Raw genomic sequence first — 17,641 nt, 5'->3', positions numbered from 1 at the left:
CACGACCCGACCACCCGGGCGCGGAGGTGCTCCGGGCGGGCGGGGACCGTCGCCGCGCCGCCGCGGGCGGGACAGCTCCGCGCGGGCGTCCGGGCCGCCGAGGCCGGGAATCGCGCTCGTCGTCCCCCGAATTATCCGCCATTCCCGATTCTCCGGTCGCGGCCGTGTTCCGCAGGTGGTGGAGCCGCTCCGCGACCGGCCGGGGAACAGCAGGATCGGTGAATTCGCCGATCCATTCTCGCGGTTTGAGCGGAAATGAATTCGATACCGGCGCATCGCGCTTCGCGTGGTTCCGGAAAAGTCCAGGCGCGGTCCCGACCAGCGATCTTGCCCTCGGGAAGGTGATCGGTGCGGCGCCTTTCCCGGTGCACCGGTGCTCCGGTGTCGGCCACGCGCGCGGCCGCGCCCCCTCCGCGCGATTCGACGCGGTGCTCCGCCATCCGACCCGCTACCACCACGTGAATTCGCGCCCGCGGTCGTCGCCCGCCGCGGGATGAGCGCGCCGTGGCGTGGCGCCACGCCCGGCTCGACCGGGCCGCGGCACGCCGTCGTCCGCCGCGTTGCGACCGAGCCCCAGACCTCCCTCCTCCTACTCGACAGGGGAACGACCGACGTTGGACCAGACAATCGCGACTCCGCTGCTCTTTGCCGGTGCTGACCTGGATGCCCTCCGCGACCAAGCCGACCGCGTCAGCGCCTGCCTGCGGGATCCAGCGCTGGAGCCGGGCCACGTCGCGGCGGCCCTGACCCCCGTCGCGGCAGGCCTGCCCGCGCGCGCCGCGCTCGTGGCGGCCACCCGCACCGAGGCGGAGCGCGGGCTGGCCGCGCTCCGCGACGGCCGCCCCTTCCCCGGCCTGTTCACCGGCACCGTGCCGCCGTCCCCGGTCGCCTTCCTGTTCACCGGGATCGGCGCCGAGTGGGCGGGCATGGCCGGTCCGCTGCTCGCCCACCCCGAGTTCGCCGCGGTCGTGGACCGGGTGGACGAGTTCGCGGCCCCCCTGCTCGGGCGATCCCTGCGCGCGGTCCTGGAACCCGGAGCGGGCGAAGCGGAGGCCGAGCTGCTGCGGCGGATCGACTGGGCGCAGGTCGCGCTGTTCACCGTCCAGGTCGGACTGTGCGCGGTGTTGCGCGCGCGCGGGCTCCGGCCAGCGCACGTCCTCGGGCACTCCGCGGGCGAACTCGCCGCCGCGCACGTCGCGGGCGTGCTCGACCTCGACGACGCCGCCCGGCTGCTGGTCACCCGCGCTCGGCTGATGCACACCCTGCGGGGCAGCGGGGCGATGGTGTCCCTGCAGGCCGGGGCGGAGGAAGTCGCCGACGCCCTCGCCGACCACCCCGAGGCGTCCATCGCCGTCGTCAACGGCCCCCGGTCCACCGTGATCTCCGGCGCGGAAGAAGCGGTGCTGGCCGTGGCAGCGCGGTTCGAGGCGCTGGGACGCGGGGTCAAACGGCTCAACGTGGACATCGCCGTGCACTCGCCGCAGGTCGAACCGATCCTGGCCGAGCTCCACGACGGCATCCGCGACCTGACCTACACCACTCCCGGCGTCCCCGTCGTCTCCGCCGTGGCCGGAGCCGCCGACGCCACCGTCGCGAGCCCCGACTACTGGGTGCGCAGCCTCCGCGAACCCGTCCGCTTCGCGGAAGGGATCGGATGGCTGCACGAGCAGGGCGTGCGCACCTTCGTGGAGGTGGGCCCGGACGCGGTGCTCGGCTCCATGCTCGCCGACTGCGTGCCCGGCCACGACGATCCCGCACGCGACGCGGAGTCCGTCCCGCTGCTGCGCAAGCGGCGACCGGTCGCGGACTCGCTGGCCACCGCCATCGCCCAGCTGCACGTGCGCGGCATCGACCTCGGCCCGCTCGACACTCCTCCCGAACCCGCCGAACACGCGGTGCGGTGCGCCCGGTTCTGGCGCGAGGGCGGCCCGTGGCCCGCGGGCCACGCCGAGACCACCACGACCGGGAACGGCCCCGCCGGTACCGCCGACCTCGCCGAGCTCGTGCACGCGCACGCCGCCGGAGTCCTCGGCAAGGCCACCCCGGAGGAGGTCGACGCCACCCTCAGCTTCAGCGAGCAGGGCTTCGACTCCGCCGCCGCCGTCGAGTTCTGCGCCCTGGTGCACCGCGACGCCGGTCTCGACCTGCCGGTGGCGGCGCTGTTCGACCACAGCACCCCGGCCGCACTCGTCGACCACCTGGCCCGGCTGCGCGACGGCTCCCCGGCCGCGCTGGCCCAGCACGCCACCGACCGGGCGCGCGCCGACGACGAGCCGATCGCCATCGTCGGGATGGGCTGCCGGCTCCCCGGCGGCATCTCCTCGCCCGAACAGTTCTGGGACGCGCTGCTGGCGGAGCGGGACGCCGTGTCGTCCTTCCCCACCGACCGGGGCTGGGCCCAGGACCTCTACGACCCGGACCCCGACCGAGGCGGCAGGACCTACGCGACCGGCGGCGGTTTCCTGCACGACGCGGCCCTGTTCGACGCCGAGTTCTTCGGCATCTCCGAATACGAGGCGCAGGCCATGGACCCGCAGCAGCGGCTGCTGCTGGAGGTCTGCTGGGAAGCGGTGGAACGCGCCGGGATCGCCCCGGACTCCCTGCGGGGCAGCCGGACCGGCGTCTACCTCGGTGCCACCGCCCAGCCCTACGGGCCCGCGCTGGACGAGTCCGCCGGAGCCCTCGACGGGTTCGTGCTCACCGGCACCACGCCGAGCGTGATCTCCGGTCGGGTCGCCTACCAGTTCGGCCTCAACGGCCCGGCGCTGACCGTGGACACCGCCTGCTCGGCCTCGCTGGTCGCGCTGCACCTCGCGGTGCAGGCGCTGCGGCAGGGCGAGTGCTCGCTCGCGATGGCGGGCGGCGCCGCCGTCCTCGCCACCCCCGGGATGCTGGTGACCTTCGCCCGGCAGCGCGGCCTCGCCCCCGACGGCCGGTGCAAGTCGTTCGCCGCGGACGCGGACGGGACCGGCTGGGGCGAAGGCGCCGGGGTCCTGCTGCTGGAGCGGCTCTCGGACGCGCGCCGCAACGGGCACCCGGTGCTCGCGCTGGTGCGCGGCAGCGCCGTCAACTCCGACGGCACCTCCAACGGCCTGACCGCGCCGAACGGGCTCGCCCAGCAGGACGTGATCCGCTCCGCCCTGGCGGGCGCCGGGCTCTCGGCGTCCGACGTGGACGCCGTCGAAGCGCACGGCACCGGAACCCGGCTCGGCGACCCGGTGGAGGCGCGGGCGCTGCTGGCCACCTACGGCGCCGAGCGCGCCCCGGACAGCCCGCTGCGGATCGGTTCGGTCAAGTCCAACCTCGGCCACACCCAGACCGCGGCCGGGGTCACCGGGTTGATCAAGATGGTGCTGGCGCTGCGGCACGAGACGCTGCCCCGGACGCTGCACGCCGACGACCCGTCGCCGCACGTCGACTGGGACGCCGACCGCATCGCGCTGCTCACCGAGCGCACCCCGTGGCCGCGCGGCTCGTCGCCGCGCCGCGCGGGCCTGTCCGCGTTCGGCATCAGCGGCACCAACGCGCACGTGATCATCGAGGAGGCGCCGCCGGCCGAGGCCGCGCCCGCCGACGACGCCGACGGGGTGGTGGCCCTGCCGCTGTCGGCCAAGACCGCCCCCGCCCTGGCCGAGCAGGCGCGCCGGTTCGCCGCGCACCTCGCCGCCACCGACCGCCCCCCGCTGCGGCAGTGGACCCGGGCGCTGGCCCGCCGGTCCTCCTTCCCGTGGCGCGCGGTCGCGGTCGGTGGCTCTCCCGAGGAGCTCGCGGCCGGGCTCACCGCGCTCGCCGAGCAGCGGCCCGCGCCCGGCACCTGGTCCGGGCGAGCCGTCGACGGCCGCACCGCCGTGCTGTTCTCCGGGCAGGGCAGCCAGCGCGTCGGCATGGGGCGACGACTGCACGCCGAGTTCCCCGCGTTCGCGGACGCCTTCGACGAGGTGTGCGGGCTGTTCGACGCCGAGACCGGTGCCGACCTGCGCGCCGTCATCGCCGAGGACGAGCGCGGCCTCACCCGCACCGCCTGGGCCCAGCCCGCCCTGTTCGCCGTCGAGGTGGCGCTGTTCCGGCTGCTGAGCTCATGGGGCCTGCGGCCCGACGTGGTGCTCGGGCACTCGCTGGGTGAACTCGTCGCCGCGCACGTCGCCGGGATCCTCGACCTGCCCGACGCGGTCCGCGTCGTCGCCGCGCGCGCCCGACTGATGGAGGCCGTCGACACCGACGGGACGATGACCGCGCTGGAGGCCACCGAGGACGAGGTCCGCGCGGCGCTCGACGAGCACGGGGGCCGGGTCGGCATCGCCGCCGTCAACTCCCCGAACAGCACCGTCGTCTCCGGCCACCGCGACGCCGTCGACGCCGTGGCGTCGCGGTTCTCCACCCAGGGCCGCCAGGTGTGGCCGCTGCGGGTCAGCCACGCCTTCCACACGCCGCTGATGGCGGGGATGCTCGACGAGTTCGCCGCCGTGCTGCGGACGGTGACCTTCCGGCAGCCGGAGCTGCCGGTGATCTCCAACGTCACCGGTGAGCTCGCGGACGAGCGGATGCGCTCGGTCGACTACTGGCTGGAACACGTGCTCGGGACCGTGCGCTTCGCCGACGGGGTCCGCGCCGCGCACGAGCTCGGGGCCCGCACCTTCGTCGAGGTCGGCCCCGGAGCGGCGCTCACCGTGCAGGCCCGCGCCTGCCTCACCGAGCTCGACCCGGGCGCGGTCGTCGCCGCGACCCTGCGGCAAGGGCGGGACGAGACCACGGCCCTGCTGCACGGCGTGGCCCAGCTGCACGTCGCGGGGCACCCCGTCGACTGGGACGCGGTGGCCCGCACCGCCGCCGACGTCCCCGGTGCCGCACTGCCCTCGCTGCCCACCTACGCCTTCCAGCGCAAGCACTTCTGGCTCACCTCCTCGGGGGAGCGCGCGGCGGTCCGCGGCGCCGCGGTCCCCGCGGCGCCGCCACACCCGGCGCTCGACGGGCTCAGCGGCGAGCAGCGCCGCGAGCGGCTGCTGGACCTGGTGCGCGAGCACACCGCCGCGAGCCTCGGCACCAGCGAACGGGACCAGGTGGACCCGGGGCTCACGTTCTTCGAGACCGGGCTCGGCTCGGTCGGGCTCCTGGAGCTGCGCAACCGGCTCGTGGAGGCCACCGGGCTCGCGCTGCCCGCCGCCGCCGCCTACGACCACCCCACTCCCCGGGCGCTGGCCGACCACCTGCACCGGCAGGCGGAAGCGGGCCAGCCGGAACCGGCACCCGTCGCCCGGACCGAGGTCGTCGAGGCCCGGGCCGCCGACGCCGCGCCGCGGTCCGCCGGGCAGGACCCGGAACCCATCGCGATCGTCGGCATGGGCTGCCGCTTCCCCGGCGGGGTCACCACCCCCGGCGAGCTGTGGGACCTGGTCGCCGAGGGCCGCGACGTCATCTCGGAGTTCCCCACCGACCGGGGCTGGCCCACCGGCCTGCACTCGCCCGACCCCGAACAGCCCGGGAAGACCTACTGCACGCACGGCGGCTTCCTGCGCGACCCGGCCATGTTCGACTCCGACTTCTTCGGCATCGCGCCGAAGGAAGCCCTGGTGACCGACGCGCAGCAGCGGCTGCTGCTGGAGACCTCCTGGGAAGCGATCGAACGAGCCGGGATCGACCCGATCTCGCTGCGCGGCAGCGACACCGGCGTCTTCGTCGGGATCACCTACCAGGACTACACCCCGCGCTGGGTCGACCGGCCCCGCGCCGTCCGCAACCACGAGGGCTACCTGCAGAGCGGGACGGCCAGCAGCATCGCCACCGGGCGGCTGTCCTACTTCTTCGGCTTCGAAGGGCCGTCGATCGGCATCGACACCGCCTGCTCGTCGTCCCTGGTGTCGCTGCACCTCGGAGTCGAAGCGCTGCGCGGCGGGCAGTGCGCGTTCGCCCTCGCCGGGGGCGCCACGGTGATGCCGACCCCGCAGCCGTTCGTCGAGTTCTCCCGGCTGCGCGCGCTGTCCCCCGACGGCCGGTGCAAGTCCTTCTCCGCCGACGCCGACGGCACCGGATGGGGCGAGGGCGCGGGCGTGCTGCTGCTGGAGCGGCTCTCCGACGCGCAGCGCAACGGCCACCCGATTCACGCCGTGGTGCTCGGCACGGCCGTCAACGCCGACGGCGCCTCCAACGGGCTCACCGCCCCCAACGGGCTCGCCCAGCAGCGGACCATCCGCAACGCGCTGCGCACCGCGGGGATCTCCGCCCAGGACGTCGACGTCGTCGAAGCGCACGGCACCGGCACCAAGCTCGGCGACCCGATCGAGGCGCAGGCGCTGGTCGAGACCTACGGCCGCGACCGGGCACCGGAACGGCCGCTGTGGATCGGCTCGGTGAAGTCGAACATCGGGCACCCGCAAACCGCCGCCGGGGTCGCCGGGGTGATCAAGATGGTGGAGTCGTTCCGCCACGGCGTGCTCCCGAAGACCCTGCACGCCGAGGAACCCACGCCGCTGATCGACTGGCCCTCCAGCGGGCTGGCGCTGCTCGCCGAGCAGCGCGCCTGGCCCGCTACCGACGGACCCCGCCGGGGCGCCATCTCCGGATTCGGCATCGGCGGCACCCTCGGCCACGCGATCCTGCAGGAACCACCCACCCCCGACCGGCCCCGCGCGGAGCAACCGATCCGCGCCGGACGGCCCGTGGCGTGGGTGCTGTCCGGGCAGACCGCCGCCGCCCTGCAGGACCAGGCGCGACACCTGCTCGCCCACCCCGAGCTGGACGCGCACCGGATCGTCGACGTCGCCCACACCCTCGCCCGGCGGACCGCGTTCCGCTGGCGCGGAGTCGTCGTCGGCTCCTCAGTCGAGCAGTTGCGGGACGGGCTGGAACTGCTCGCCCGCGGCCGCACCGGCCCGGGCGCGTGGTCCGGGCAAGGCCGCGACGCGCCCGCCGTCGCCGCATCCGGTCCGCTCGACGACCTCGCCCGGCAGCACGTCGACGGCGCACCGGTGGACTGGACGGCGGTGTTCCCGGCGGGCGCGCTGCTCGACACCCTGCCCACCTACGCCTTCCAGCGGCAGCGGTACTGGCTGGAGCTCGACTCCGGCGGGGAACCGAGCACCGAGCACCCGTTCCTGGAGGAACCGGTCGACCTGGCGGACGGGTCCGGGGCCATCGTCAACGGCCGCGTCTCGGTCGCCGCGGAACCCTGGCTGGGCGATCACGTGCTGCGCGGGGACACCATCTTCCCCGGCACCGGGCACGTGGAACTCGCCCTGCGCGCCGGACGCCAGCTCGGCTGCCCCCGCCTCGTCGAGCTCACCCACCACACGCCGCTGCTGCTGCCCGACGAGCAGCACCGCCGGATCCAGATCTCGGTGGGCGCACCCGGGGCGGGGCAGCGGCGCAGGCTGCAGATCCACTCCGCGCCCGCTGCCGGCTCGGAGTGGACGCTGCACGCCTCCGGCGAGCTCGGCCCGGACGCCGAACCCGCCCCCGTCCCGGCCGTGCAGTGGCCCCCGCCCGGCGGGGAAGCCGTGGACGTCGCCGCGATGTACGAGGGCTTCATCGAGCGCGAGTACGAGTACGGGCCGGCCTTCCGGGGCGTGCGCGCCGCGTGGCGGACCGGTGAGGAGGTCTGCGCCGAAGTGGCGCTGCCCGCCGACGTGGCCCGGGACGCGGGTGAACTCGTCCTGCACCCGGCGCTGCTGGACGCCTGCCTGCACGCCATGGGCGTGCTCGACGGCGGCGACGACGTGCGGGTCCCGTTCTCCTGGAGCGGCGTCACCGCCACCGAAGGCGTCACCGCCTCGGAGGTCCGGGTGCGGCTCAGCCGGGTGCGACCCGACACCGCCTCGCTGGTAGTCGAAGACCTCACCGGCCGGCGCCTGCTGGTGGTGGAGGCGCTGATGTTCCGCTCGCTGCAAGCAGGGGCGGGGGTGAACCTGCGCGACGTGCTCTTCGCCCACGAGTGGGCGCAGGTCGACCCGACCGCGTGGCCGAACCCCTCCGGGAGCCCCGCGGCGGTCGTCGACCCGGGCGACGACCCGGAAGCGGCGTTCGCCGCGCTCGGCTCCGACGGCGTGCTGCCCGAACTGGTGGTGGCGCCGCTGCCCCGCTTCGGCGCCGCCCGCCTCGGCGACCGCGGGCTCGCCGCCGCGACCCGCACCGCGATCGGCTTCGCGCTCGACCTGGTGCGGGGCTGGCTGGCCACCCCGGGCGCGGCCGCCTCGCGGCTGGTCGTGGTGACGCGGGGCGCGGTTGCCGCTGGCGACGGCGAAACGGTCGTCGACGCCGCGCAGGCCGCCGCCACCGGCATGATCCGCAGCGCCCAGTCCGAGAACCCCGACCGGTTCGTGCTGGTCGACGTCGACCAGCACGCGGACGGGGCGGAGCTGGCGGACGCCCTCGCCGGGCTCCCCGACGACGAGCCGCAGCTCGCCATCCGGGAGGGCCGCTTCCTCGCCGCACGGCTCGGCCGCACCAGCGGCGGCACCGGCGACGTCCGGCTCGACGACGGCACGGTGCTGCTCACCGGCGGTACCGGCGGACTCGCCGCCGAGATCGCCGCGCACCTGGTCACCGCCTGCGGGGCGAAGCGGCTGCTCCTGGCGAGCCGGAGCGGCCCGCGCGCGGCCGGGGCCGAAGCGGTGCGCGCGCGGCTGCTGGAACTCGGCGCCGAACGGGTGGAGCTCGTCTCCTGCGACGTCACCCAACGCGCGGCGGTCGCCGAACTGCTCCGATCGATCGAACCGGAACACCCGCTGATCGGCGTCGTGCACCTGGCCGGGGTGCTGGCCGACGCCACCATCGGCGGGATGACCGCCGAACAGATCGACCGGGTCGCCGCGCCGAAGGTGGACGCGCTGGTGCACCTGCACGAGCTCACCGAAGACGCCGCGCTGCGGCTGTTCGCGACCTTCTCGTCCGCGGCCGCCGCGGTCGGCTCCGCGGGACAGGGGAACTACGCCGCGGCCAACGCCTTCCTGGAGGCGGTCACCGCCCAGCGCCGCGCGGCGGGGCTCGCGGGCACCGCGCTCGCGTGGGGCATGTGGGCGACCGAGGACGGGATGCGCGGGAAGGTCGGCGACTCCGACATCGCCCGGCTGCACCGCTCCGGGTTCCGGCCGATCACGACCACCGAGGCCGTGACCGCGTTCAGCGCCGGGATCTCCTCGGACCTGCCCGTCGTGCTGCCGGTGCCGGTCGAACGGGCGCAGCTGCGCCGGCTGGCGGGCACCGGTGGGCTGCCCGCGCTGATGCGGGGCCTCGTCCCCGCCGGGGCCGGGACCGGTGGCGGAGCCGGAGCGCTCGCGGACCGGGTGCGCGGGCTGTCCGGGCAGGCGCGGCTGGCCGCGGTCGTGGAACTCGTCCGCAAGCACGTCGCGAGCATCCTCGGCTACGGCTCGGGTGACGCCGTGGACGTGGACACCGCGTTCTTCGACATGGGCTTCGACTCGTTGTCCGCCGTCGAACTGCGCAACGAGCTCGCCACCGCCACCGGCACGTCGCTGCCGCCGACGCTGCTGTTCGACCACCCCGACATCACCTCGCTGGCCGAGCACGTGCTCGACCAGCTCGACCCGGCACCGGCCGCACCCATCGGGCCCCCCGACACCGGTCCCGAGGACCCGGAACCGGCGTCGGCCATCGCGGACATGACCGTTGACCAACTCGTCGCCATGGCGCTGAAACAAGGTGATCGCTGATGACCGAGCAGCTCGTCGAAGCCCTCCGGGCCGCGTTGCTGGAGAACGAACGGCTGCGCGCGGAGCACGCGGCCCCGGCCGAGGACCCGATCGCCGTGATCGGCGTCGCCTGCCGCTACCCCGGCGAGGTGGGCACCCCCGAGCAGTTGTGGGACCTCGTGTCCGGGGAGCGGTGCGCCACCGGTGACTTCCCCGAGGACCGGGGCTGGCCCGACGACCTCTACGACCCCACCCCCGGTCGCCCCGGCAAGTCCAACAGCAAGCGCGGCGGCTTCATCGACATCAAGGGGTTCGACCCGGAGTTCTTCGGCATCGAACCCGACGAGGCCCGCATGATGGACCCGCAGCAGCGGCTCATGCTGGAGACGTCCTGGCACGCCTTCGAGCACGCCGGGGTGGATCCGACGTCGCTGCGCCGCAGCTCGACGGGCGCCTACGTCGGAGTGATGTACAACGACTACACCTCCCGCATCGACGCGGCCGGGCTCAACCACGACGAGAACTACCTGACCAGCGTCACCAGCAGCGTCACCTCGGGGCGGGTCGCCTACGCGTTCGGGCTGGAGGGCCCCGCCGTCACGGTGGACACCGCGTGCTCCTCATCGCTGGTGACCGTGCACCTGGCGAGCAACGCGCTGCGCACCGGCGAATGCTCCCTCGCGCTGGCCGCCGGGGTCACCTCCATGGCCACCCCGTCCATGTTCATCGAGTTCAGCAAGCACGGCATCGCCGTCGACGGGACGTGCAAGGCGTTCTCCGCCGACGCGGACGGCATCGGCTGGGGCGAGGGAGTCGGGGTGCTGATCCTGGAGCGGCTCTCCGACGCCCGCCGCCACGGCCGCCGCGTGCTCGCCGTCCTGCGGGGCAGCGCGGTCAGCCAGGACGGCGCGTCCAACGGGCTCACCGCCCCGAACGGGCGGGCCCAGCAGCGGGTCATCCGGGACGCGCTGGACCGCGCCGGGCTCACCGCCGCCGACGTGGACGCCGTGGACGCCCACGGCACCGGCACCCCCCTCGGCGACACCATCGAAGCGCACGCGCTGCAGGCCGTCTACGGACGGGAGCGCTCGGCGGAGAACCCGCTGTGGCTCGGTTCCGTGAAGTCCAACATCGGCCACACCCAGGCCGCCGGCGGGGTGGCCAGCCTGATCAAGATGATCTGGGCGATGCGGGAGGGCGTGCTCCCGAAGACCCTGCACGCCGAGCGCCCCTCACCCGACGTGGACTGGGCGAACGGGGGAGTGGCGCTGCTCGCCGAATCCCGGGCCTGGCCGGAGCTCGACAGGCCGCGCCGCGCGGCCGTCTCCGCGTTCGGCATCAGCGGCACCCTCGCGCACGTCGTCGTGGAACAGGCCGAGGAGCAGGACGTCCCGGCCCCGACCGGCCCGACGGGCAGCACGCCGTGGCTGCTGCACGCGCGCACCGAGCGGGCGCTTCGCGAGCAGGCCGCCTCGCTGGCCGAGGCCATCGACGCGGCGAACCGGCCGGGGACCGGGGACGTCGCCGCCTCGCTGCCGCCCCGCCGCGGCTTCCCGTGGCGGGCGGTGGTCCTGCCCCGCGACACACCGGACGGGGTGAGCGCCCTGCGGGCGCTGGCAGCGGGCGAGCGTCCCGCGGGCGTCCCGCTGGGCGACCGGACCGCGCGGGACGTCGCGCTGGTGCTGCCGAGTGCCCTGCCCGGGAAGGCGCAAGCCGAACTGGCCGGGGAACTGGCCGATTGGGGCGTCCGCCCGGGCCGCGTGATCGCGCGCAGCGGGGCGGCGGAAGCGGTGGCGGCCGACGTCGCGGCGACCGCCGGGATCGGGCCGGAAGCCGTCACCGCCACCGGCGACTGCGCCGAGGCCGTCCGGGAACTGACCCGCTCCGGCACCTGCTCGGCGATCGTCCTCGGCAGCGACGAGGAACTCGCCGGGCTCGCCGACGTGGTCGAACTCCCGCACCGGGAGGGCGGTGAGGCCGAAGCCGTGGAACGGGTGCTGGCTTGGCTGCACGTGCGGGGCGTGGCCGTCACCTGGCGGCGCACCGGTGCGGGCCGGCCGATCGCGGCGCCCGGCCACGCCTTCGAGCACCAGGAGTACTGGGTCTGACGAAGCGACGGGGCTCGTGGCGGATCATCCGCCACGAGCCCCGCGCACGCCGGTCAACCCCGGGATCAACCCCTGCCGAGCAGCGACCGGGCGAAGAACGCCAGGTTCGCGGGCCGCTCGGCGAGACGGCGCATGAAGTAGCCGTACCACTCGTCGCCGTAGGCCACGTACACCCGAAGCCGGTGGCCCTCCGCGGCCAGCCGCTCCTGCTCCAGCGGGCGAATCCCGTAGAGCATCTGGTACTCCCAGGCGGCCGGATCCCGCCGGGCCCGGGACGCCAGGTCCGCGGCGATCCGCACCATTCGCGGGTCGTGCGTGGCCACCATCGGATAGCCCTCGCCCTGCAGCAGGATCCGCAGGCAGCGCACGTAGGAGCGATCCACCTCCCCGCGGCCCTGGAACGCCACCGACTCCGGTTCCGCGTACGCGCCCTTGCACAACCGCACCCGCGAGCCGGCCGAGGCCAGATCACGGCAGTCCTGCTCGGTGCGGCGCAGGTACGCCTGCAGCACCGCACCCGTCGACGGGAAGTCCACCCGCAGATCCCGCAGGATCCCCAGGGTGGAGTCCGTGGTGGTGTGGTCCTCCATGTCCAGGGTCACCGTGGTGCCGGCCGCCGCGGCCGCCTCGCAGATCAGCTGCGCGTTCTCCAGCGCGATCTTCTCGCCGTCCTTCGGCAGGAACTGGCCCACCGCCGACAGCTTCACCGAGACTTCCGCGCGGTCCGCCAGTCCGGCGTCCGCGAGCGAACCGAGCACCGCCCGGTACGCCGTCACGGTGGCCGCTGCCTGCTCCGGCTCCCGCGTGTCCTCGCCCAGGTGGTCCAGGGTCGTGCGCATCCCGCGCGCCGCGAGGACGCGCGTCGCCTCGACCGCGTCCCGGGTGGTCGTGCCCGGGACGTAGCGGGCCACCACCGAGCCCGTCAGCGGATTGGCTTCCACGACCCGGCGGACGGTCGCCGAACGCGCCGCCGCCAGCAATGCCGAGCGCAGCATCGGATCTCCTCGGATGCGTTGGGAAAGGATCAGTCCATGTGCGGGTAGCCGAGGCGCGTCGGAGCCACGAACGTCTCCTTGATCGCGCGAGGACTGGTCCACCGCTGGATGTTGAACATGGAACCCGCCTTGTCGTTCGTGCCGGAGGCGCGGCCGCCGCCGAAGGGCTGCCGGGACACGATCGACCCGGTGGGCTTGTCGTTGACGTAGAAGTTCCCAGCCGCCTGCCGGAGCTTGCGGTGCGCCAGCTCGATCGCGTCGCGATCGGTCGAGAACACCGCGCCGGTCAGCGCGTACGGGCTGGAGGCGTCGACGAGGTCCAGGATCTCGCTGTAGCGCGAGTCCTCGTAGACGTGCACGGCGATGATCGGCCCGAAGTACTCGGTGGTGAACACCTCGTCCGACGGGTCGTCGCAGACCAGCACCGTCGGCTCCACGAAGTAGCCGACCGAGTCGTCGCAGCCGCCACCGGCCAGCACCTCGATCGATGCCGAGCTGCGCGCGCGGCTCAGCGCCGCCTCGTGCTTGGCGAACGCGCGGGCGTCGATCACCGCGCCACCGAAGTGCGAGAAGTCGGTGACGTCGCCGAAGCTGATCGACCGGGTGAGCTCTGCCAGCTCCTCGCGGAGGCCGCCCTCCCACAGCGAGCGCGGGACGTAGGCGCGGGAGGCAGCCGAGCACTTCTGGCCCTGGTACTCGAACGCGCCCCGGGCGAACGCGGTCGCCAGCGGCGCCGGGTCCGCGGACGGGTGCACGACGATGAAGTCCTTGCCGCCGGTCTCCCCGACGATCCGCGGGTAGCTCCGGTAGGTGTCCAGGTTCTCGCCCACCGTGCGCCACAGCTTCTTGAACGTCCCGGTGGAGCCCGTGAAGTGCAGGCCCGCGAAGTCCGGGTCGGTCAGCGCGACCTCGCTCACCGCCTGCCCGTCACCGGTGACCAGGTTGATCACCCCGGGCGGCAGGCCCGCCGCCTCCAGCATCCGCATCGTGAAGTGCGCTGCGAACTGCTGCGACGGCGTCGGCTTCCACACCACGGTGTTGCCCATCAGCGCGGGCGCGGTCGGCAGGTTGCCCGCGATCGCCGTGAAGTTGAACGGCGTGATCGCGGTGACGAAGCCGTCCAGCGGCCGGTACTCCATGCGGTTCCACTCACCCGCGACCGAGGTGGGCTGCTCCGCCAGGATGCGCCGCGCGTAGTGCACGTTGAAGCGCAGGAAGTCGATGAACTCGCAGGCCGCGTCGATCTCGGCCTGCTGCACCGACTTGGACTGCCCGAGGACCGTCGCGCCGTTGATCGTGTCGCGCCAGGGGCCGGAGAGCAGGTCAGCGGCCCGCAGCAGCACCGCGGCGCGCTCGTCGAACGAGGTCGCCGCCCACCCCGGGGCGGCGTCCTTCGCGGCGCGCACCGCGTCCGCCACGTCCTGCGTGGTCGCCTGCGCGGAGGTGCCCAGCACGTGCGCGTGCTCGTGCGGCTGGACCACGTCGAAGCGGTCGCCCCCGGCCATCCGCTCGACCCCGCCGATGGTCGAGGTGAGGTCGATGCTCTCGGACTCCAGCTCGGCGATGCGCTTGTGCAGCGACTCCCGCTCCGGCGAGCCCGGGGCGTAGGACTTGACCGGTTCGTTGCCCGGGACCGGGACGGTGGTGATGGCATCCATTGCCTCGTCGCCTCCTTGCGCTTCGATGACGGCTTCTGGTTACCCAGAACACTAAGAGCGGCCGGGATCCCTGCGGATGTACGATCAGCCACCGTTGAGGGGAGCGTGTTGTTCGGATGGACAAGGATCCTCGCGGGCAGCCGGCGCCGGGCGCCCCGCTGCGGCAGCTGCTCGTCGCCGTCGGCGAACCGCTGATCGACCTGCTCGCAGCGCCCGCCGGGCTCGACGCCGACGTGCGCGACGTCGTCATCGTCGAGCCCGAGGAGGATGCCGCCGGAAGGCCCGGTGACCTGGTGCTCGTCATCGGGGCGCGTGGCCGCTCCGCGCTGCGGCAGGTGCGGTCGGCGGGTCGCGCCGGAGCATCGGCGGTCGCCGTCAAGATCCACGACGACCAGGACGCCCGCGCGTTGCGCGACGCCGCGCTCGACGCCGGGATCGCGCTGTTCGGCGTCGGCCGGGACGTGCGCTGGGAGCAGCTGGAATCCCTGGTGCGCTCCGTCGTGGACAACGCGCGGCTCACCGACGACGCCGACGCTGGGGAGGCGGTCGGCGACCTGTTCAGCCTGGCGCAGACCGTGGCCGCGATGACGGGCGGTGCGGTGAGCATCGAGGACGTCGCCAGCCGGGTGCTCGCCTACTCGCGCTCCGACGACGACGTCGACGAGCTGCGCAGGCTGTCGATCCTCGGCCGCCGCGGACCGGAGCCCTACCTGGTGATGCTGCGTGAGTGGGGCGTCTACGAGCGGCTGCGCTCCGGTGAAGACGTGGTGCGGGTCGAGGAGCGCCCCGACCTCGGCATCCGGCGGCGGATGGCGGTCGGCATCCACGCGGGTTCGCAACCGCTCGGCACCATCTGGGTCCAGGAGGGGGCGACGCCGCTGCAGGAGCGGTCGCCGCGGGCGCTGCTCGGCGCCGCGCGCGTCGCCGCGGTGCAGCTGGTCCGCCAACGCGCCGAGGCCAGCGCGGCGCCCCGCCTGCGGGAGAACCTGCTGCTCGGCCTGCTCGACGGCAAGGTCGATGCCGAGGGCGTGGCGGGCACCATCGGCGCCGCCGCGAACCGGCCCGCGGTCGTCCTCGTGTTCACCGTGCGCGGCGTGGCGGGGGTGGCGGACCGCCCGGAGCTGGAGCTGGAGCGTTCGGAGATGACCGGGCTGATCTCGGTGCACGCGGCCGCCTACCGGCGCAGCGCCCTGGTGACGACCGCGGGGACGCGGGTGTACGTGCTGCTGCCGGATCTGCCGTCGCACGCGCTGCCCGGGGTGCTCGGGATGACGAGGGAGATCGTCGCCGCGGCGGGCCGGCAGCTGCGGGCCGCGGTGCAGGCCGGGGTGGGGTCGGTGGTCCCGGGCCTGGACGCGGTGCCGCAGTCGCGGGCCGAGGCCGACCGGGTGCTGGACGCGATGGGACGCGACCTCGACGCCCAGATCGCCACCATCGCCGACGTGAGGTCCCGCGTGCTGGTCAGCGAACTGCTCACCGTGCTCGGTGGCGCCGAGCGGTACCGGGACCCGCGGCTGGAGGCGCTGTTCGCGCACGACGCCGAGCACGCCGGTTCGCTGGCGCGCTCGGTGCTGGCGTACCTGGAGCGGTTCGGCGACGTCCGGTCGGCGAGCGCGGCGCTGCACGTGCACCCGAACACGCTGCGCCACCGCCTGCGGCGGGCGGCGGAGATCGCGGGTATCGACCTGTCCGACCCGGACGAGCGCCTCGCCGTCCACCTGCACCTGCTGTTGCGCAGGCGCCACGAGCGGAATCGCTGACGCGCGGGAGCTGCCCCGGTCCCTTCAGGAGACCGGGTCAGGTGAGGTGTGGGGCGCCCGGTTGCCGGGCCGGGGTGTTCGCCGCGGGTCCAGCCACGCGGGCGGGATGAACTCGGGCCGTCCCTCGACGAACTTGATCTCCCACGATTGGGCGTGGGTGGTGGTGTGGTGGTGCGCGCAGAGCATCACCAGGTTGTCCAGCGCGGTGGGGCCGCCGTCGGCCCAGCTCAGCACGTGGTGCGCCTCCGAGGTTCCCGGCGGGTGGTCGCAGCCGGGGAAGGCGCAGCGTCCGTCCCGGGCGAGCAGCGCGGCCCGCAGGTGCGGGGGCGCGGTGCGCCGGGAGCGGCCCACGTCGAGCGGTCTGCTCTCGCCGTCCAGCAGCACCGGGAGCACCTCCGCGTCGCAGGCGAGCTGGCGTGCGTTTCCGGCGGTGATCGGCTGGCCGGTGGTGGTGATGGTGCCGCCGAAGCGCACCGCGTCCTGCTGGAGCCGTTCCCGGAGCTGGTCGATCCCGATGGTCACCGCGAGATGCGGCCGCTGGCCGCCGCTGCCGGGCAGTTCGCCGGAGCTGAGCGCGATGTCGAGCAGGTCGGCGAAGGCATCCGCGTTGCGCCTGGCCCACGGCCGGGGGTCGCGCCCTCCCGCGTCGGCCGCGCGAGGTCGGGTGAGCGGTTCCAGCGCGGCGCGCAGCTTGGCTCCGGTCTCCCGGTCGAGGCGCCCGTTGAGGACGGTCATCCCGTCCCTGCCGTCGCTCAGGTGCAGGGTTCGGCGCTCGATCTGCTGCTGTTCGTCCCGGAGCGCTCCGTCCTGGTCGAGCGCGTAGCGGAGGCTCTGCGCGAGCAGATCGAGTTCGCGAGGCGAGAGCACCTCGGCCTGTCGGGCGAGGAGTTGTTCGAGCCCGGCGCGCTTCTCGGCACCGGCCCAGGGTGGGAGCGCGGCGAGCCCGTCGGTGATCGCGCGAGCGTGGGCGAAGGTCATCCTGCCTTCGCGGAGCCCGTCCGCGGTGGTCGGCTGCGCGGGCGGCTGCACGGTGCCGTCCGGTTCGGTCCGCTCGGACACGGCCTGGGCGACGACGACGCGCGTCTTCGCGTCGCCGTGCGCGAGGTTGAGCGATTCCCGCAGCCAGGTCTGGGTGGTGCGGGCGCCGTCACGTCCGGGCAGGCCGCGCCGCTCCGCCTCGGTGATGAGCTCGGCCTGCCAGGCGAGCGCGGCGCGCAGCACCGCTTCGGTGTCCTTGATCCCGGCGGTGAGCTCGGTGTCGGAGCGTTCCGCGGGAGGCCGGGCGCGCCCGAGCAGTTCCTCCACGGCGGACCGGAGTGCGGTCGTTCCCCCGCGCGGCGCGGGGATCTCGGCGGTGCCCGCGGGGCGAGCGCGCGTTCCGGCGCACCGCTCGCGGGCCGCGGAGGGCGGCGCTGTCGGCGGGGAACGGTCCATGCGATCGAGTATTCGCGCTGGAACGCCCGAGAACATCGCTTGAAG

Annotated in this window: 5 protein-coding genes and 1 pseudogene; 3 read left to right on the top strand and 3 right to left on the bottom strand. The window is 74.6% G+C overall.

Annotated features, from left to right (window positions below; translation table 11 throughout):
- The first annotated feature begins 614 nt into the window (after positions 1-614).
- Positions 615-9,662: an SDR family NAD(P)-dependent oxidoreductase gene (locus tag ACL03H_RS22335; protein WP_412813262.1), complete on the top strand. Its 9,048-nt coding sequence runs from the start codon at positions 615-617 to the stop codon at positions 9,660-9,662.
- Positions 9,663-9,673: 11 nt separating this feature from the next.
- Positions 9,674-11,749 (top strand): annotated as a pseudogene (locus tag ACL03H_RS22330) (type I polyketide synthase); the annotation flags it as partial.
- Between the two features lie 65 nt (positions 11,750-11,814).
- Here ACL03H_RS22330 and ACL03H_RS22325 read toward each other — a convergent pair.
- Together ACL03H_RS22325 and pruA are read right to left on the bottom strand one after the other, a co-directional pair.
- Positions 11,815-12,744: a proline dehydrogenase family protein gene (locus ACL03H_RS22325; RefSeq protein ID WP_412813261.1), complete on the bottom strand. Its 930-nt coding sequence runs from the start codon at positions 12,742-12,744 to the stop codon at positions 11,815-11,817.
- 29 nt (positions 12,745-12,773) lie between these two features.
- On the bottom strand, positions 12,774-14,402 hold the full coding sequence (pruA, locus tag ACL03H_RS22320) for an L-glutamate gamma-semialdehyde dehydrogenase (RefSeq protein WP_412813260.1): 1,629 nt from the start codon (positions 14,400-14,402) through the stop codon (positions 12,774-12,776).
- A gap of 116 nt (positions 14,403-14,518) precedes the next feature.
- Between pruA and ACL03H_RS22315 the strand changes: the two genes are divergently transcribed.
- The gene (locus ACL03H_RS22315) at positions 14,519-16,162 is read left to right on the top strand and encodes a helix-turn-helix domain-containing protein (protein WP_412813259.1); all 1,644 of its coding nucleotides are present in this window, start codon (positions 14,519-14,521) and stop codon (positions 16,160-16,162) included.
- A 24-nt stretch (positions 16,163-16,186) separates the two neighbouring features.
- Here the strand turns inward: ACL03H_RS22315 and ACL03H_RS22310 are convergent, their stop codons facing one another.
- Positions 16,187-17,467 (bottom strand): HNH endonuclease signature motif containing protein, encoded by a 1,281-nt coding sequence (locus ACL03H_RS22310; RefSeq protein ID WP_412813258.1) that lies wholly within the window; start codon positions 17,465-17,467, stop codon positions 16,187-16,189.
- Between the last annotated feature and the right edge of the window lie 174 nt (positions 17,468-17,641).

The organism is Saccharopolyspora antibiotica (assembly GCF_047200635.1).
GTDB lineage: Bacteria > Actinomycetota > Actinomycetes > Mycobacteriales > Pseudonocardiaceae > Saccharopolyspora_C.
Note: the sequence above shows the minus strand (reverse complement) of the source record. Positions and strands in the feature narration are given on the sequence as shown.

Bases quoted from the DNA above. Each gene is read 5' to 3' on its own strand.
- ACL03H_RS22325 (WP_412813261.1), bottom strand. From the start codon at position 12,744: ATGCTGCGCTCGGCATTGCTGGCGGCGGCGCGTTCGGCGACCGTCCGC.
- ACL03H_RS22315 (WP_412813259.1), top strand. From the start codon at position 14,519: ATGGACAAGGATCCTCGCGGGCAGCCGGCGCCGGGCGCCCCGCTGCGG.
- pruA (WP_412813260.1), bottom strand. From the start codon at position 14,402: ATGGATGCCATCACCACCGTCCCGGTCCCGGGCAACGAACCGGTCAAG.